This window comes from Microbulbifer sp. A4B17, from assembly GCF_003076275.1.
Lineage (GTDB): Bacteria > Pseudomonadota > Gammaproteobacteria > Pseudomonadales > Cellvibrionaceae > Microbulbifer.
Genome location: NZ_CP029064.1, coordinates 2,474,608 through 2,493,806, shown reverse-complemented (window position 1 = coordinate 2,493,806; position 19,199 = coordinate 2,474,608). Strand labels below are relative to the sequence as shown.

9 protein-coding genes are annotated in these 19,199 nt (G+C 53.5%); all 9 read right to left on the bottom strand.

Features of this window, described 5'->3' with window-relative positions:
• Window positions 1–9 precede the first annotated feature (9 nt).
• Window positions 10–3,426 carry an ABC transporter permease gene (locus BTJ40_RS11150; protein WP_108733162.1) on the bottom strand — a complete coding sequence of 1,139 codons (3,417 nt, stop codon included), beginning with the start codon at window positions 3,424–3,426 and terminating at the stop codon, window positions 10–12.
• Window positions 3,423–4,310, bottom strand: a complete 888-nt coding sequence (locus tag BTJ40_RS11145) for an ABC transporter ATP-binding protein (protein ID WP_108733161.1) — start codon at window positions 4,308–4,310, stop codon at window positions 3,423–3,425. Before BTJ40_RS11145 ends, BTJ40_RS11150 begins: the two co-directional genes overlap by 4 nt.
• Window positions 4,311–4,377: 67 nt before the next feature.
• Entirely contained in the window at window positions 4,378–5,484 is a 1,107-nt protein-coding gene (locus tag BTJ40_RS11140) for a Gfo/Idh/MocA family oxidoreductase (protein ID WP_108733160.1), read from the bottom strand.
• A complete protein-coding gene (locus BTJ40_RS11135) occupies window positions 5,474–7,768 on the bottom strand; it encodes a class I SAM-dependent methyltransferase (protein WP_108733159.1) in 2,295 nt (764 codons plus the stop codon). Before BTJ40_RS11135 ends, BTJ40_RS11140 begins: the two co-directional genes overlap by 11 nt.
• 9 nt (window positions 7,769–7,777) lie before the next feature.
• Window positions 7,778–8,929 carry a class I SAM-dependent methyltransferase gene (locus BTJ40_RS11130; RefSeq protein ID WP_108733158.1) on the bottom strand — a complete coding sequence of 384 codons (1,152 nt, stop codon included), beginning with the start codon at window positions 8,927–8,929 and terminating at the stop codon, window positions 7,778–7,780.
• Window positions 8,926–10,026, bottom strand: coding sequence for a saccharopine dehydrogenase NADP-binding domain-containing protein (locus BTJ40_RS11125; protein WP_108733157.1), 1,101 nt, complete (start codon window positions 10,024–10,026; stop codon window positions 8,926–8,928). Before BTJ40_RS11125 ends, BTJ40_RS11130 begins: the two co-directional genes overlap by 4 nt.
• Window positions 10,023–11,777 carry an ABC transporter ATP-binding protein gene (locus BTJ40_RS11120; RefSeq protein WP_108733156.1) on the bottom strand — a complete coding sequence of 585 codons (1,755 nt, stop codon included), beginning with the start codon at window positions 11,775–11,777 and terminating at the stop codon, window positions 10,023–10,025. The genes BTJ40_RS11125 and BTJ40_RS11120 overlap by 4 nt, the downstream gene beginning before the upstream one ends.
• On the bottom strand, window positions 11,774–13,567 hold the full coding sequence (locus tag BTJ40_RS11115; protein ID WP_108733155.1) for an ABC transporter ATP-binding protein: 1,794 nt from the start codon (window positions 13,565–13,567) through the stop codon (window positions 11,774–11,776). The genes BTJ40_RS11120 and BTJ40_RS11115 overlap by 4 nt, the downstream gene beginning before the upstream one ends.
• Window positions 13,568–19,153 carry a non-ribosomal peptide synthetase gene (locus BTJ40_RS11110; protein ID WP_108733154.1) on the bottom strand — a complete coding sequence of 1,862 codons (5,586 nt, stop codon included), beginning with the start codon at window positions 19,151–19,153 and terminating at the stop codon, window positions 13,568–13,570. It lies immediately after the preceding gene.
• Between the last annotated feature and the right edge of the window lie 46 nt (window positions 19,154–19,199).

Genomic DNA, 19,199 nt, shown 5'->3' with positions numbered 1-19,199 from the left:
ATTTCCTTTCTACCTATAATCTTTATTCAAAACTTCAGAACTCTCAGCCAGTAAATTCTGAGCAGGGTCCCGCTGATAGGATGGCCAGATATCCAGCGCCAATACTTTTTCGGAGGGCAAGCGATCGATCAGTGCATTTCCATTGATGACCTTTGCATCCAACTCGTTGATATCGGCTAACAAACGGTAATTGGCAGTTTCGGTAACCGGCTGCCACCCGCCTTTCTCCCAGCGCCAACGCTGCCCATCCAGGCGTATCTGGCCTGTTTCCAAATACTCGACTGTTAAAGCTGATGAAAGAGGAGCCCCGAGCATATTTTGTGTACGGGTCACGCCCACATAGGCGTTCAGCACACTCTCGATACTTTTCTGCTGCTGAATATCATCGAGTAATGCAGACAGGGATTCCGGGGTTTGGTGAAGTGTCCAATCCAGTGCGGCTACCGGCGCGTAATAGCGAGCCCAACCAGAAATCGGCGCTGTACTTAAGCTTTCAACAGGAACCTCGCTGCCAGCCAAGTCTCTAGTCGTCTTGTCGGAGTAGCGGACCAGTACATCATCGAGCACTTCGATACCGTCCATTTCTGCAACACACAGCAGGCCAATCGCTCCCGAAACCCCATCGCTTAACCATGCAGAACCGGCAATACGTCGTAAATCCGACTTGGTAACTAGATGCTGCCTGGCCAAGGCTCGGGCAATATCAACCCGCCTCAGCCAGCGCCCTGTTCCCTCATCAGCGATATCCCAGTGAGGCCCTTCGGACAATTGCAACAAAGTACCGCTGGCGCGAGTCTCGCCGAGCCCTCTTGGCCACTGGGCGATCCGTTTAATTTCGATATCAGTACCCAGCCGATCATTAACGCAGGCCTGCATCTGGCCCACATCTTTTGCAATGGCGGAAACCATAGTAGAGCGGTTGGAATCATGGGGAATTTCAAAACCATCGAATACTGCAAGTTCCTTATCAGGTGCCCATTGAATGGCGAAATCCAAGGGACCATTAGTACTCCCCTGCTCGCTGAACACAGGCTTGTCAGCGCTTCTAATACGAACTTGCCAACGCCAGTCCCCTGAAGGGGCCGCGCCCTCAAGGGTTGCAGCCAGCTGTGCGGTTGGCAGCGTAAACTCACGGCTTAAACCCAGAGCTTCGCGCTCTGCTGGCACCCGCAAAATACGCTCGGGATCAATGCCCAGACGCGGAACAATATCACTGGCTTGTAACCAGACTCCGCTGGGTGTCAGCCCCGAGGGCTCTCCCTCAGCAGACCAGCCGGGAGCAGTCAGTTGCCACGATAGTTTGATATTACAACCTGGCTCAGGGCAGCCTGAGATTGGCAGGGACATATGGTCGTAACGCTGTTCATGCGTTACTTCACGCCCATTCACCAAAGCGCTCACCAGGACAAATCCCTGAGGCAGTTCAAAATGCAGGCCCTGTCCATCAACCTGGACCTGGTGCAATTGCCACTCAGCTTCCACTGTCTGATTATCCGGGTTGATGCTGATATTCAGATTACCGCCAGATACTTGAAACTCACTGGCTTTCGGCAACCAGTATGCTTCCCAGGCTGCATCTTCCCGCTTCAGTTGATCCGGTGATTGATAACCTCCCTGCACTACCAACTTGTCTTCCAGTACAGAACCCAGACCAAGGAGAAATAGAGCGGAACAAGCCACCAAGGCACCCTGAGGAGCTATAAGGCGAGAGCGAATCAGGGCAAAACCCCGAGACATGCGGCTATCCAATCCCCTTGGAACCCATAGAGCAGCCAGGCCGACCATCAATACGGCGAGTGCAACTTTGAATCCATCCAGGGCTAACAAATAACCGATCCAAGGTTCCCAACCACTGAGGGCCGACAGTTGAATATGTGCAGTGATACCTACTTCATAAGGAGGATAATGCACCAGCTCCAATTCATGATTCAGTACCAAAATAAAGGTCACGAACATTGACATGGAGTAGGCAAAGCCCGCATGACGGAATAGCGCATGCACCAGGAGCACCATCATCGACAATTCCAATAACGGTGCTGTCACTATCAACAACTGGTAAGTAAATGCCTGGCCAATATCGACAGAGGCCGGAGCAGAAAGAAGCACGGCAAAGATGCCCGATAACCCCGGTAGCAGTGCCAACAGCACCGTCATAGCAAATACGGTAAGAGCGACACCAAACAGGCGCATATAATCCGGCGCTGGAGTAGCAGCCAGCATATCCTCAAACCCTGGCACCTGATCCCTGCGGCATACCAAGCCAGTCAGCGCCGCGATCACAAATGCAATCACAAGGAAAATAACATCCTTGAGGAGCGGCAACAGCATCTCCAAACGCGGTGCCATGGGCCCTTCCGCATGCCAGATAATCTGGGTAAAAGAACTGACGACTCCCATTACAACCAGTATCGCCACACCAACCCACCAGGCCCGACTAGTCCATACATGGAGTAGTCTCCAACGGGCTTCCAGTATTAATTGACGCAGGCTGCGGCCAAATGATGCGCTATCCGGCTTGGATGGAGAGAGATCTACTACTTTACTGGCGGATTTGTTTTTGCTGTCTTTAGCGCGAGAAGGTTTGGCAGCCCCTTCGAGAACCAAGGACTCCCTTCGCAGGTATTTCAAGTAGACAGCTAAAGCGAGCAGTGGTAGGAGACACCAAAAAATCCGGTTTAATACCGAGCCCAGGGTAAAGGGCAATAAAGAAGAGGATTTTTGCAAAGGTGTCCAGGAGGTGACTTCTGTATAAACAAAAGTAAACAGCGAAGGGTCCATGACCGCAGCCAGCTGCGGATTAATACTTGCACCCTGAAGCACGATTACAGCAAACATCCACAACATCATCAAAGCCGCAGCGAGCCCAAAAGGACCCGCCAGGCTTCGAGTGCGCAGCGTCATAATAAAATACAGAGCACCGATACCGACACTGGCAGGAATCTGTAGCCAGATCCATGCAAAGCCGAGGGCTTTCCAGGGGGCTGGGCCAATCGCCGCTTCAGGCAATAAGCCCATCCAAACCAATACCGGCGAGAATAAAAAGCCCACCAGTGCCGATGCACTTAATATGGCTCCAATCACCGCTGCACCGATAAACCGTCCCCAAAGCATTACGCTCAGGGAATTCGGGGTTGTATAAATAACTTCGTGCAAACTGGCTTTGCGATCGCGCAGAATCGGTTGTGAGAATACCCAGGCCCAGGCAAAAAACTGGAAGAACATACACCCAGCACCCATCAAGTAAATAAGCGATGGCGAGTTCCGGGGGATATCCGTAGCCCCCATTTTTTGCATATAGTCTGCGTTTACCAAATTCAAAAGCAGGTAGATCACCAGCCCCCAAAAGGCCAATGCCACAATGCCGCTACTAAAACCGGCCCTTATCTCCAGCTTTGCCTCGTGGGCAATAAGCGCCAGCTTATTCATGCTGCCTCCCGCTGGTCTTTTACCTGCTCAATCGCCAGGTGATAGATATCTTCCAGGCGCGGGGAATGGGCCGTAAAGCGGGGGTCTTCGGGTTTCTCACCGTGCACAATTACCTGGGTGCCATCGGGCTTGGCGATATTGTGCAGGGATTCCGGTAACTGCTCGCCGCGAGGAATCAGTGCTTGCCACATCTTGTCTTTATGGGGCGCAGTCACGTCCGGGGCTGTCCCCTCAACGACAATGCGCCCTGAGGCCAATATCGCCAGGCGCTGACACAGGTTTTCGATATCTTCAACGATATGGGTGGAGAGCAATACAATGGCATCCGCCGCGACATCCGCCAAAACACAGTGAAAGCGGTTGCGCTCAGCGGGGTCCAGGCCTGCTGTGGGTTCGTCGACAATAATTAGGCGCGGCTCACCGATAAGTGCAATGGCAATACCAAAGCGGCGCAACATGCCGCCGGAATAAGTTGATACAGCTCGATCGGCCACATCGGCCAAATTGACCTGCTCCAAAAGCCTGTCCACTTCGCGGCGCCTTGCACTCGTTTGGGTAAAACCTTTAAGCCAGGCGAAACGATCCAGTAATGTCCGCGCGGCAATCCCGGGGTAAGCACCAATATGTTGCGGTAAATAACCCAATTTACTGCGCATAAAATCCGGATTTGCCAGAACATCCACACCATCGAGAATAATCCGGCCACTATCTGGCGTTTGCAGGGTTGCCAAAGTGCGCATCAAACTACTTTTCCCCGCGCCATTCGGCCCGAGCAACCCATACATTCCGGGGCCAACTTCCAAATCAACACCGTTTAGCGCTTTCACCCCGTTTTTATAAGTCTTAAAGAGCCCTTCAACGATCAACCCTGATTGCTTTTGCATCTCTCCTCCTAACCCCGTTTATAAGTAAAAATTCCGTAATCACTTTTTGTGCTATTTGCGTATTCTTTTAGTCGCAAGCCTGGCTAACAATATCGGTAAGCGCCTGCACTGATACTGGCTCCGGTTCCCCGGGCTGGATTAATGCGGGCATACCGATACGCGCAGTTAAATCACTCCATACCATCGACACACTCAAAGCCCACTGGCCGCTCTGCTTGCGTCTTTCGGGTTGCGCGATATCGGCGCAAAGGGAATGCAGAGCCTGGATAACGGCCTCAGGCCAAGTGAGGGCAAAAATATCGTGGTAACTGCGCATGTCCGTATCACCCAGGGTTACCATGCTGGGAACCGCCAATCGCTCGGTACCCTCACCGCTAAGTATCAGCCTGCCTGTTTGATCCCGTGGTGAATGCAGCCTTGGATTCCACAGCACGGGGCCGTGGGTATCGGCCAAAGTTAGAACACCCCCCTCACTACCTATGGCAAGTCGATGCAGTAACAGGGAGTGATTGTCCGGGTCTTGTGGGTGCACCTGATTTTGTATGCGCAACGTCAAAGGCACTCCACCAAGAGTGGCCGATAAACTTTGAAAAGGGTGCCCTTCCGCTTGCACCGGCTCGCTAAAAGACCAGGGGCGAAGGCCACCTACCGCGCGGCCAATTACATCCAGCAGCGGATAGGCCATTTGGCTGTTGCAGATAGCATCGATCATTTCCAGGCGCTGGTGGCGACGTAAATATTCGGCCGCCGCCAAAAATTGCCTGGTGGGACGCAAATTCGGATATAGCGTATTAACGGCATAAGCCGCATTTCCCTGTTTTGCAGCCAGCAGGTTTGCAGTAATTTCCTTGGTGTGGACCGGGTGCTCCTGCAATACATGAATACCCCGCTTGAGTAGCGATTGGGCCAATTCAGAACCCTCGCCCCCCGTTGCCCCAGAACGAACAACAACACACACTATGTCGATATCATCGGGAATTTGCTCGGCCTCGGTATAAAGCGGCACCCCATATTGCTCGGCACAACTTCTGGAATAATCACTACCCCGAGCCAATAAACCGGCCAATTCAAAATAATCCCGACCGAGTAATCTGGAGGAAGTCAGGGCTTCGAGATAAATACGGCCAAAGCCTGTCCCTGCAACGACAACTCGCTTGCGCTTATCAATTCCCATAGGACGAATCTCCCTGATGACTGCCCATGGACTGAGCCCATTCCTGCAACTGAACATTGTCTACCTCACCGTCAATCGTCAGAGGCAACTGGTCCAAAACCTGGATAAAAATTTCTGAATCAAAATGATCGATATATTCGGTCAGGCAATCTGCCGTCAGGCGCATTTGATGTTGTTTGGCTCTACAGGCAAAGAAGCGATGCCCCTGTCTGGATAGGGGGTGTTCAGATACTGGCAAATCCATAGCCAACTGTAATCCGGCAGCCTCCAGGGCATTGTGCCACTGGGAAAGTGACAGAAATGTTGCACCGGAATCCGTGCGCTCGTCGACGGCATCAACCAACATAAATGCCTGTGATGCCATCACCCAGAACTCCTCACTGGTTGGCTCGGTCATAATGAACCAACCTCCCGGGCGCAATAACTCAGCCACTCTTCGCAGTGAGGCATCTGTGTTATGAGCGGCATTAAAAACACCACCGGCAATAATTACGTCGAAGCTATTGGGAGAAAATCCCTGGCTGCGCAACGAACGATCAATATCAAACAAACCACGGCGCAACCAGGGGCGTTGCTCCTGATCACCATGTTGTGCGAAAAAGCTGTCGAGAAAAGCCGCAGAGATATCCGTGAACTGGTAATCAAACTGGGTATGACCACTGGCACCGTCCAACACGGGCAAGAGGGCCTGGGTTGTCGCACCGGTGCCTGCACCAACCTCTAAAATTTTCAGGGGCTGTGGATGCCCTTCCCGGTTATTTAAAATGGACTTCAATAAAGCACTGACTGCACGCTGTTGGTACCTGGCAGCGATACCCTCCCGGTAGAGCGCACTCGCCAACTCAGTGCTACCACGGGGGAACAGCAGGTGCACAGCCTGGACTTTGCCTCGAATCAAATCTGGTAATTGCTCCGCATTAGCGCGGGCGTAATCGATCGTTTTGCTTGCTCCAGAGAGTGCTCGCCAATCCTGTTCCAATTGACCCCAGGCCTGAGCAAGAGCGGTATCACTGTAGTTATCAGGATCAACCTCGACACGCCAGCTGTCACCGTCAGCACTAAGTAACTGTTGCTCCTGCAAAACCCTAACCCAACGTTTAATCAAGGCTCGGTGCTGTTGAGCAACCGGTGGGATTTCGAGTATATCTGCCAAACTGTGTACTGAGTGCTGATCACAAAACAGTCCCAGGTGACTAAAGGCATTCAGCATAGATAGCAAAGCGGTAGCGTTAAGCTGTTCGGTAACCTTTACCGCATGTTCCAAGTCAATATGGGCAAATTCTGTATCCAGCTCGGTATTAATTCCTTCAAATAACCCAGCCATATCGGGCATGCCAGGCTTGTCCTGTATCTTCTCCTGTACCTTAGCTTGTGCAAACACAGCCCAGCGGTCGCCCCCGGTTAGGGGCACAGTGAAAGAGTTGGCAACGGCGGGGTGTTTCGCAACGCTCTCAGTGATGGCCTCAAGCTTTTGGGTTAACGCCTGCTCCGCCTTTGCAACAGGTTCTATACTCGTCTCGCTACAGACCCAACCTGCTATCTCACTGGCTAATAGGCGCCGAGCATTCTGCAACAGGGGTTGTGGCAGCAATACTTCAGTTTCATAGAGCAGACATTGCAGATTTTTCAGGTTTGTCAGGGCAATTGCGGGATGTGCTACCAACCCCTTTAATAAGGTTGCCAGCAGTATTACTCCGCTACACCCCGAGCGCTCCAAAATAACCAGTGCTTTTGCGGGATTGATTTCAGGCGACTGCAAGTAGACAGCAAGCCCACAACTCCATGCCGCAAAAATGGCAAATCGGGCAAATTTATTGAGAGGGGAAAATACCCCTACCCTGCCCTGAAGAGCCCTTAGCGACTCTTGTTGGGATTTATACAGTGTGAAATTTGCTTCAGCGGTGTCAGCCTCTATCATCCCCTTGTCTGTTAACAACAGGGAAAGTTCTTCTTGAACGACTCCCAATAAATCTGGGGTTTGTACTTTAATTGCCAGGGGCTTACCCTCTGCATTAGTCGGGGCTTCAGTTTCAAACCCGATCCCCAACCTTAGCGCCACCAAGTGCAAAAGCAGTCGAACTGCTTCTTCGCAACTATTGGCAGGTAACAGCAGTGCTTTACCTTGCAAAATATCCAGCTGCTCACTCAGGTTTTCTGCCACAGCTTTTGTCCAGGCCAGTACCTGGTTACCACTCCACTTATGGCCATCAAAGGATAGTGCCGGTGCTTCCCCCAACTGCTCTAACCCACTTAAGATTTCTGCTGTTATTACCTCGATTTTCATCACAGCCCCTTAAACAGCTTTTGCAAAAAATAGAGTCTGACCCGCGACCGATAATGGCGATGTCGATGAAGGTAAGAAGCACTTAACTTCAAAGCCGGCCACAACCAGTTCTTCCTGCCATGCTGTGTTGTCGATAAACACCTGGTCGGTTCCTCCTCTCCGGTCTTCACTCCCCAGCAACGACTCCGATTCTGCGGGGGAAAGAAGAAACTGCATTGCCGTTAACATGGCATGGTTTTCCCGAGTGGATTCGCTAAACAACAGCCAGCCACCATTGACCAGAGAACGACGAATACGCTGTAGGGTCTGACCAATATGAGCGGCGTTGTGCAAAACATTGCCAGCCACAACAATGTCGGTGCTGGCTGCTGGGATTGACTGCGCGGTGAAATCCGCATTGATATCGAGCAGGCTGCAGCGCAAACCGATGTGATTGCGGAATTTCTTCTGGGCAGCGGTGGTGAATAGAGGCGATATATCCGTAAAGCGATAATTAATCGGCCTGCCAGCCAGAGTATCTAAGATTGCAGCAGTGGTTAGACCCGCTCCACCGCCTAATTCGAGCACTCTTAACATAGGACCGGGTTTTACGGCCTGTTTGACAATGCTCGCCGCCGCATAATTGAGATAAGTCGTAAACCAGTTGTTCTGGTAGGCGGCCAATGCGGTTAGTATTTCTCCATTCTCGAATAGCAGTTGATTAATGGAGACCTGATCCCGCACCAGTTCAGCCAAATGCGTGAGGAGCTTTTGATGAGACTGAGCCATTTCCGGGGGAAATCCCAGCGCATCGTAGGCCTCTGGTAATTTATCTGCCCCAGCTGCACTCTCGGGAATTTGCTCCCAGGAGTAGTAGCCATTACTGAGCTTCAAGAACTCTCGCTCAACCAGGGCCACCAGCCAGCGGCGAACCAGCCAGTGGTGTCGGCAGGCGGCACCCAGCGTATCAATAATTTCGTCACTGCTGCGCCCGGCATTTTCGGCGGTCAATGCACCGCTGGAAGAAAGCAACTCCATAATCGCCCGTAGGCTGACGAATTCCAGCCTCTGCATTGCAGCAGGCAGTTGCGCCAAACCACTGTCTACCGTCAGCTCAGCGGGCAGAGCTGCCAGCCCAGCCTCATGGGCGGTATTGGCAGTTGGAGGTGTTAGGTTTTTCAAATGGCTCCCTCCTCAAGGCACACCATATCTTCAATACTTGTTTCCAGGTTGGTTAAAAAACTCAATGCCCCAATCTCCGACATTCGCTCCATCGCTGATGCCGGCGGCAATACTTGGGCACAGTAGTGACAACCCGCTGGGATTTCATCGCGAAGTACAGCCATAGTGGTAACCGCGGCTACCGCTGCTGTTAGATCTGCATTGCCAGTGCCCCGCAACGCCGCCGTGCGAGTGCGCTCTTGCCCGTTGTATTTACCGTTAAGCTGCAAAAGCATGACCACATAAGGGTGGCGCCCCGCCAGATCCAGCGCACTGGCCCGACACAGCGCTGCCCGCGCTTCGTCGCGGCTCAAACCATGGGCGCTATTAAATGCCGACAAGATATGAGAGCCGGTAATCGCGTTATACCAATCGCCTTCAGAGAGGGATAAGTCCCGGGCCAAACGCTCGCTTTCACTGTTTAAATAAGGGAGAACAGTGGCTGTGTCTGGGAAAAACGGCAGCTCCACATCGGAGCGGCGCTTCAGCAAACCATTCACCCTGCGACCTTTACGCCAGGCCGCTAAGGGCTTGCTGTGCTGTTCGTTGGCACCTTGCAAATAATCATCGGCGGCGACATCGGTAAACCGATCGCGCAGGCCAAAATAACTGGTCAGGCTCTCTACCTGTGAGAATTCCTGCTCTGCCAGCCAGCGCGGCAGCAAGCTACTGAGTCCTGGCTGTAAGCCAGCAGATAAGACTGCGATTAATCCACGGCTCTGGTAATAGGATGAATCGAGTTGCTCATAGAGAGCCTCATCGCCAGCAACATCGATATAGGCTGCCCCCACTTGTGCCGCAGCCCTGGCAACCCTGTCGCCAATTAAATGTGAAGGTCCTGCGCAATTAATCAGAACATTACAACCGGACACAAACTGATCCAGTGAGGCTGCATCCAGGTAGTCCACGGTCTGATATGAAATAACTGAATTACTGGGTAGCGGCTGTTTATGTGCATTGCGACCACCGATACGCAAAGGGCCCAATTCCAGTGACTGTAAATAACCGGTCACGGCTGCGCCCACATCGCCGTAGCCACCTAAAATCGCAATTGTCACAAGCTTACCTCCGTATCGGTCTCAACCAGTTGCCAGCCAGTTGCACGGCTGCGCTGGCGCCAAAAATGTGCGTAAAGGCCTTGCAGGGATAATAGTTCCCGGTGATTTCCAGTCTCGGCCACAGTACCTGCATCAAGTACGATAATTTGGTCCGCATTCATCACGGTGGACAATTGATGGGCAATCACAATAAGAGTGGAACCCTGTTGTAGCTGCCCCAGGGAGCTGTTCAAATATTTTTCATTGCGCGGGTCCAGCGCCGCTGTCGCTTCATCCAGCACAACGATCGGTGCGGCTTTTAATAGGGCGCGGGCGATAGAGACCCGCTGGCGTTCACCACCGGAAAGTGCAGCGCCCCCTTCTCCTACCTGGGTCTGCCATCCCTGTGGCAAGCGCTCGATAATCTCATCCACTCCAGCCAGTTTCGCCACACGTTCCAGTTCTTCCTGACTGGCTTCGGGACAGCTCAAACGAATATTCGCTTCCAGGGTGTCGCTGAACAGATACACATCCTGCATAACGATAGAGATCTGCCGCATCAGGTCTTCTGTGCGTAGTTGCCGCACATCCACCCCGCCCACTTTTACCTGGCCCTGATCGGTATCAAAAAAACGCAGCAACAAACGGGTGATGGTGGTTTTACCCGAACCTGATGCACCGACTATCGCTGTAGTTGTACCCGGAGAAACCCTAAAGGAAAGATCCTTCAATACCGGTTGCCCCGGCTCATAGCTAAAATTCACATTTGAAAATTCAACCAACCCACCCTGCTCGGTAAAAGGCTGAGATCTCGGTGGTTCTGGTAGCGGTTGCTCAAAAAAGATAGCGGCCAGTCTGCGTAAATCATTACCGGCCATGCGCAGCAGACCACTGCGCCCGGCGAGTTCCGCCAGAGGACCGGTAAATCGGGCCGCCAAAGCTAGCAAAGCCACCAATTCAATAGGGGGAAGTTGTTGATTGAGCGTGAGCCAAATACCCACGGCAATCACTGCGGCAAAGGCGAGTTGCACCATAAATCCACCGGCAAACAAGCGGGGGAAGGTCTGCCGCAACATGGAACCCGCCGCTCTGTTTTGCCCGGCAATCGCCTCTTCCAGTGGGGGATAACCGCTGACATTTTTGCCAAAAGACCTGAGTACCGCTTGATTGCGGGCAAACTCCACCACCCGGCTACTGGCGCGGGCTCCGGCAGCATCCACTTCCGTTTCCATGGCGCCTATCCACTGGGCGGACCAGCGGTGGCCGATATAAATCAAGGGCACAAACAACAAAGCGGTCAGCCCCAAGCGCCAGTCAAACCAAAGCATCGCCACCCCCACGGTAAGCGGAGTGACAACACCGCTGACAACAGGGGGTAGCAGATGTGCAAAGATATTGGTCACCATCAAGGTGCCCACGGTTGCACTGCGGGATACACGACCCACTTTTTCGGAATTGAACCAACCAAGGGGAAGTTGAGAAAGGTGTTCACCCAGTCGATTGTGCAGGGTTTTCAATACCAGAATGGCCAGCGCCGCTCCTTTAACGGTTTGCTGGTAGCGGGCTATACAGGCAATTGCGACAACCGAAAACAGCGCAATCAGCCAGAACCCAACCGCCTGCATCTCAGAGGCCAACAGTGCACTGAGCAGAGGCACCAGAAGTGTCACCGCGATTCCCTGCAAAACCCCATAGGCGAGAAGCCATACCGCATAAATGCCAACTTCACGGCGATGCGCAGGTCCGAGAATGGCAAGCAAACTGCGAATCATGATGAGACCCCGCTAGTAACGTGAGCCTCATCACTCGTTGCTTTTTCACTCTGTTCGGCACTGTTGTACAAACGCCATAATTCCGCGTAGTGCTTGCCCTCAGCCAACAATTGCCGGTGACTCCCGCATTCAACCAAGCGGCCGCCGTCCAGGACCGCAATCTGGTCGACTCCGGTGATGGTGTGCAGCTTATGGGCAATCACCAGTACCGTGCGATTGCGCACCAGGCAGGATAACGCCTGCTGAATTTGCGCTTCGGACTCCGGATCGGCATGGGCAGTGGCTTCATCCAAAATCAACACAGGGGCATCTGCTAAAAGCGTACGCGCGATACTTAGGCGCTGCGCTTCTCCACCAGAAAAAAAGGCATCCTTGCCAATAACCGCCTGGTATCCTTGGGGGAAACTTAAAATATGTTCATGAATGCAGGCACTGCGCGCCGCATCCTCCAAATCCTGGTCACTGGCATCCGGGCGCCCAAGGCGCAGGTTATCTGCCACAGTGCCGGCCAACAGTTGGGTCTCCTGAAGTACAAAACCCACATGTCGATATAAATTGTCTGGAGCAATATCACGGACATCGACGCCCCCCAGGAGTACAGCACCCTGAGTCACGTCATAAAAACGGGGCACCAGCTTGGCCAGTGTGGATTTCCCGACACCGGAACTCCCCACCAAAGCCGTGATCGAGCCGGGGTGACAGCGCAAAGTAATATCGCTTAATACCGGCCGATCCTGGGTATAGGCAAAGCTGACCTGCTTAAAGAGCAGCCCTGCATCTTTGGGCTCTTTGGGTTTAGAGGTAACAGCCAGGGGCGCAACCTCCAATAATTGATCGATCCTGCCTGCGGCCGCTTTGGCTTTTTGCTGGGCCGTCAGCCCCTGGCTCAAGGTCAGGATAGTCTGGGGAATCATCACGGCGATCAGCGTTGTTGCGAGAACATCAATCGGCTGAATGCCTGTATGCACCACCAGCCAAGCGCCTCCGGCCAGACTCACCAACATAATGACTGGCACAGACAGGGCCAGAGAGGTCACAGCCTCCAAACGGACAAGCGGTGTCACCCAGCCCGTGTAACGGCGACTGAAATCCTCGACGGCCTGTTGGTAATTTTTGTGGGCACGGCCGGTTTGCGAGAAAACCTTGACCACCGCAATACCGTGAACAAATTCAACAATCGCAGCACTGACCCGAGCAAAGTCCTTATCCAGCTGCTGCATTTTTCCCCCGAAACCACGCATCATCCAGGCGTAGGACAGCAGATAAATTGGCAGGGTCAGTACTGCCAACAGGGCCAAGCGCCAGTCGAGCCAGGTTAAATAACCCAGGCCCGCCAGTGGCAGGACAAACGCTGCAGCCAACTCCACCTGGTGATGCGCAACCATATGGTGAAGATCATCGAGGTCGTCTTGCACCGCTTTGCGCACCGCGCCGGAGGTGTGTTCGCTGTACCAACCCAGGGGCACCTGTCCCAATTTTCGCACCAGGGCCCGTCGCAATTCCGCCTGCATACGCTGGTCCGCAATATGGGTTAACCACAAACCGATCACGGTGCAGATCCACCCCATCGCCAGCCCGGCAACTATCGCGAATACAACGGGAATAATCGCATCGGCGATATCACTGATATCGGGCGCCAGGAACAGGCGAGCCAGCTCAACAATACCGATAAAAGGAATCAGTGAAGTGAGCGCGCCACAGGCACCGAGCGCCACCCCCAGCCACACGAGGCCACGAAATGGACGCATCAGTTCCCGCAGGTTGGACTTTGGCGAAATGTGCTCAGCCATCTATTTGCCCGCTTTACCGCGCTGTAAGGGTTTTGCCAAGTGCTCAACGACAGTGGCAACCTGCGGCGGCTCCATCACGCTGAAGTGATTGCCCGGAACATCGATTAATTCAAAATCACCCAGACAAACATCCTGCCAATAAGGCGCAGCCATATGCCCTACGCCGGCAGTGACACCGAAGGATTGCTCTTCCTGGCAGCGCAAGTAGGTCATATCGCCAATATAGGGGGGCAGATCAAAACAGGCGGCGCGCATACTGTGTCGGCACACCCGGAAAAGCCCTGGTATCATCGCTGCTTCAACCGGCACACCCGCCTGGGCAGAGGCCATCTCGGTATAACCGGCCAGGCGCTGTTCCTGGGTGAGTTGTGAGCGTTGCCGCACGGCTTCGGCGACCGCTTTAAGCCCGGCATCACCATCGAGTTCTGCCATTGCACCGGCAGGAACACGACCGTTGTGTTTCTGCATTAAGGTCTCGATCGCGCGGGAAATATCTTCGCTCTCGATATGCTCACCAAATACCGCTTTTACCGGGTCGAGATTCAGGTTGGGGGCAAAAATCGCTTCGAAAGCCAGCTCTTCATCGGTATCCACAAACATTGGGATACTGTCGATCAGGCTCAGGTCAATCACATCGACACCGCGCTCCAGCAATCTCCGCGAAACTTCCGTTGCCAGCAGACCGCCCAGGCAGTAGCCAATTAACTGGCAACGCTGATAGCCCTCATCGATGATTCTTTGGGCGTAATCATCGGCGGTGCGCTCGATTAATTCTTTGGCATCAATGGACAGATACGTTTCTGTATTGGCGACAGCAATTCCAATGACCGGGCCCAGATCCTGGGCTGCAAGCGCTTTGCCCAGGTGCTGGAAATAATCCAGGGTACCCAGGGCCGCATGGAACATAATCCGCACCGGCGCCTCTTCTTTAGATGCCCTTTTACCCTCGCTTTTATAGCTGAAAGGCACCATCAAGGAGTTGCTGCCCTCGCGGGTAGTTGCCACCAGGTTGTCGCTATCAGCGTCTGCCTGCTCGTCGGCAACGGCACCCGGCTCAACTCTCAGTGCTCTGGCCAATGCAGCAACCGTTGGTCCATTGAGCATGTGACGCAACAAGGCGTCGTAAGTGAACGATTTTGCCTCGGGAATCTCTTCCAACAAGCGCCCTGCAACCCGCGCCATAATCAGCGAGTCACCACCGAGATCAAAAAAGCTGTCCTGTCGGCCCACATTATCGAGGCCCAGTGCATTAGCCCAGAGTTTGCAAAGCGCCGTTTCCAGAGGGTCCATCTGTTCTGAGTGCGCAGCCTCTTGAGCGTCTCCGTTCGCAGGACGCCAACTGGCCAGCATTTTGCGATCGACTTTGCCATTGGCGGTGAGCGGCAGCTGGTCGAGAACTTGTAAATGGGTGGGTACCATATGCGCGGGCAATCTATTCGCTAAAAAGTCCCGCAGTTTCCCGGCACTCAAATATTGCCGATCAGTTTTCATCTGCGCGGCCAATAAGTTCATACCAAAAGCCGACAAAGGATGCTCATCTTCCGGCAGGCAGAGCACTTGGCCGGCACCATGGGCTTTTAACAGCGATTGCCATTTTTCGATAGACAGGAACTTGGTCACACCACAAGCGCGATCATCACCAGCGGGGTCCATCATAAAACCCTGAGTGAGTAAGATATGGGCGTGATCCACCGTTGGCTCAGTCAGGATTAACCAGCCCCCGGGCGCCAGCAATTCGACAGCACTGGCAATAGCCGCCTCTGGATCTCGGGTACTATTGAGCATCCCAGCACATAAAATGACATCTGCACTATTGGGTGCCAAACCCTGGGCGCGATAGTCTGTATTGAGATCCATTAATCCAAACCGCACCCAAGGCCATTCTTTAAATTGACGGCGAGCCTCAGTCAGGAAAAATGCAGTCATGTCGGTAAATAGATAGTCAACGTCATATCCATCCAACATGGGAATAACCGACGCACTGGTAGCCCCTGTGCCAGCGCCCAACTCAAGAACCGTTAACCCTCTATCGCTCTGGGCGGCAATGCGGTTAATTAATGCGGCAACGGCAGCATTGTTATAGCGGGCGATAAGGTCATCCCGATAAAGGGACAAAGCCACCTGCTGGTCGCCCTGGGGGAACAACAATTCAAACGGGTTTTGTTGATTTGCTAGTAACTGGGGTAATAACTCGACATGATCCCGGTGATATTGCAGGAATTCCCGATTACAAAAACCGCTTTCAATTCCCTGCTCAACGCGCTTCCACGCTTCATCAACAGTAGAGATATCGACTGCCTGGGTACGCGTATATTTTTCCTCAGCAGCGGCGCTGATAGTGGATAAGCTGAGCAGCTTTGCATTAACAAGAAGGTCCAACCAACGACGCACCAGCCAGTGATGCTTATCGTGGACTTCCGCTAGTGAAAGAATTTCTTCTGCACTGTATCCCTGCTCGCAATCTGCAAATGCCCCCAGGCCCATCAAGCCGTGAAGCATCGACAACAGGGCCGCTTCTTCAAGCGCCTGCACATAGTCGCCGACACTGACAGATTCCGGCTCACCGGCCTGGTAGTGCGCAAACTGACGCACTGAATTTACCAGCTCGGGATCGATAACCGCCGGCTCGGTATCATCCATGCGACGACTTTCTACAAAGCCCAACAGATTTAAATCCGCTCGCGAGCCTCCCTCTTTCTTCTCAATCACCGCCGCTGATGTTGATACTGAGGGGTGGGCCAATAATGCAGACTCCACTTCTCCCAGTTCGATACGGTGTCCGCGAATTTTTACCTGCCCGTCTTCACGGCCCAGGAATTCGAGTTGACCACCGGGCAAATAGCGGCCCAAATCGCCAGTGCGGTAGAGGCGCTGACCATCCACCGGATGAGAGAAGAACTTCTGTTCAGAGAGGGCCACATCACCGAGATAACCATCGGCCAATCCCAGGCCAGTAATCATCAGCTCACCCGCCACCCATACAGGGGCATCGCGCAATTGGCTATCCAGCACCCGGAAGCCCTGGTTCGTCAGCGGCACGCCATAGGGAATACTGCTCCAGGCAGGGTCGACTCGCTCAATACGGTGGTAGTTGGACCAGATTGCAGCTTCTGTAGCCCCACCCATGCCGATCAAGTCGAGTGCGGGCACATGGCGCCTGATATGTTCCGGTAAAGTAACCGGAATCCAGTCTCCCGATAGCATTGCCAATCGCCATTCAGACAACGGCCGAGGCTCTGTATCCAAATAGGTGGCCAGCATTTGCAACTGCGCGGGGACAGAGTTCCACAATGTCACCCGGTGCTCATCCATGACCTCCGCCCAATGTGAAGGGTCTGAACCGCGGGCCGGATCGGGCAGCACCAAAATCGCACCGGCTGCCAAGGGGCCAAAAATATCGTAGACCGACAAATCAAAACTGAGTTGGGCCAAGCCCAAAATACGATCGCCCGTGCCCACTTCGAAGCGGCGATTAATATCCATCACCGTATTTAAAGCGGCCCGATGATTAATCATTACGCCTTTGGGCTCGCCGGTAGAACCGGAGGTGTAGATAACATAAGCCAGTTGCTCCGGGTCACCGTTACTGGCTACCGGAATCTCAGTTTCAGGTGCCAGGGTATCAACACTGATCACCTGCACTTCTGATGGCCACTTAATTTGGCTGGCGAGGTCGCTGAGTGTCAGGACGTATTCCGCCTCTGCACTCAGCAACAATTTATTGAGCCGTATTTCCGGTTGTGCCGCGTCCAGTGGCAAATAGATACCACCAGCCAGGAGCACACCGAGGGTCGCCGCTATTTGCTCTCGACCTTTCGGCATTGCAATGGCCACGCGGCCACCCAGTTGGAAACCTTCTTTCCTCAGCGATTTGGCGATACCCGCCGCTTTTTTCGCCAGGTCGCTATAGCTCACACTGCCATTGCTATCAATAATGGCAGTAGCCTCCGGCGTTGCCGCTGCCTGGGCAAATACCCCCTGATGCAATAGCTCTGAAGGAACAGGCCCATCGGTTTGATTAACCTGATGCCTTTCCTGTTGCTGCCACTCGGGTAAAGAAACCGGAGACTTGCCAAGCCATTGCCCGTCGCCGCCAGCGGCAAGCTCATTCAACAAGCCGGTAAAGGCCGCGAACATATCCTCTACCAAGCCCGATGGAAAAACGCCCTGGCGCACGTCCCAGTTAATTTCCAGACCTTCGGCATCATCTCTCACCTGGCAATCCAGGGTGACTTGCGGTGTCTGGGTAATTCCTCTGCCGGACTTTCTACCGCTAGCGGGTTTTTCGGTATCTCCCAGGCCAATAGCGCTTGTAAATACCACCGGCATCAATGCGGCCTCGGGTCCTCGCGCACGGGACATTTCCCGCAGTACTTCCACACCGGAGAACAAGCGGTGATCAATATCACTGAACAGCTGCTCGCCAATGCCAGCCGCCCAATCGCGAAAGGTTTTTCCATTGGAATCACCAATCGCCAATACACTGACCGAAGTAAAATCACCAATCAGCTGGTTAACCTGAGGGTGTAAGGGCAGTCGATTCAATAAGGTGAGACTTAGGCTAAAGCATGGCTGGCGGCTCCACCGCTGCAATACCGCCCCGTAGGCAGCCAGCACGGCAACCGACGCGGTTAAGCCGGCAGTACCGGCTCGCTGCTTCAGTGTCTGCCAATGCGCCGTGTCCATGCGGTAGTGGTGGCGATTAAAACGTACAGATTCCGCCTCTGAAGCAGGCGGCAAAACCGGTAACTCAGGTGCGGGGGGCAATTGCTCAAGGCGATCCAACCAATAGCGACGATCATTTTGGTAACCCTGGCTATCCAATAAACTTCGTTCGGCCAGTAGGTAATCACGAAAATCAATTTCCATTGGCGGCAGGGCTGCACCGGGGTGAGACAGCAGGAGATCGAGCTCATTAAATAAAATGCCTGCACTGGCCCAGTCTGCGATCAGTGCATCCATAGAGAAATGCACTATATGGCCCTTATCTGTGCGGCTATGGCGCAGCTCGAACATGGGCCACTCACCAATGGTGTAGTTGCGGTGGCCCAGTTCATCTCTCACCGATTCCAGGGCAAGCTCCAGGGCGTCCTCGTCCAAACCCGTGAGGTCCTGGCTTTTCATTTCGTAGTACGGCACTTGGGGGAGAACCCGCTGGTATCCCTCCTGCTCGATAACCGCCCGCAACATCGGGTGACGTTCAATGAGTTGGTTCCAGGCTTCCTGTAAACCTTTTGGATTTAATCCCGGGTATTCCAGCTCCAGGTAACCGTGACAAGCAACGCCGCCGTAGCCAAATGCATTTTGTCGACCCAACAGGTAGGCGGTCTGCACATCGCTTAAAGGGAAAGGTTCATGCCGATTATCTTTATCGGCCTCAACCACTACTCCCAGGTCCTGGTCGTTGCCAGCGGCTGTTTGAGCAGCGCTCAGTATTTCGATAATTTGTAACTTGTGTTCCCGCAGCCTCTGCTTGTGCTGCTCCGACAGCAGGCCTTTGGCCGCGCGAAAGCGCAGTTGTTCAGACTCGGTCCAGAGTTCCACCCCAAGCCCTTGTAATTCGTCGATCAGTTCCATAGCCGTCATGGGGTTAAAACTCCGTCCAATCGCTGAAAAATAAAATTGCCAACAA

What these genes read in the sequence shown, in the direction of transcription:
- BTJ40_RS11115 (WP_108733155.1), bottom strand. Translation starts at nt 13,567, where the DNA reads ATGGCTGAGCACATTTCGCCAAAGTCCAACCTGCGGGAACTGATGCGT.
- BTJ40_RS11110 (WP_108733154.1), bottom strand. Translation starts at nt 19,153, where the DNA reads ATGACGGCTATGGAACTGATCGACGAATTACAAGGGCTTGGGGTGGAA.
- BTJ40_RS11150 (WP_108733162.1), bottom strand. Translation starts at nt 3,426, where the DNA reads ATGAATAAGCTGGCGCTTATTGCCCACGAGGCAAAGCTGGAGATAAGG.
- BTJ40_RS11140 (WP_108733160.1), bottom strand. Translation starts at nt 5,484, where the DNA reads ATGGGAATTGATAAGCGCAAGCGAGTTGTCGTTGCAGGGACAGGCTTT.
- BTJ40_RS11145 (WP_108733161.1), bottom strand. Translation starts at nt 4,310, where the DNA reads ATGCAAAAGCAATCAGGGTTGATCGTTGAAGGGCTCTTTAAGACTTAT.
- BTJ40_RS11135 (WP_108733159.1), bottom strand. Translation starts at nt 7,768, where the DNA reads ATGAAAATCGAGGTAATAACAGCAGAAATCTTAAGTGGGTTAGAGCAG.
- BTJ40_RS11120 (WP_108733156.1), bottom strand. Translation starts at nt 11,777, where the DNA reads ATGATTCGCAGTTTGCTTGCCATTCTCGGACCTGCGCATCGCCGTGAA.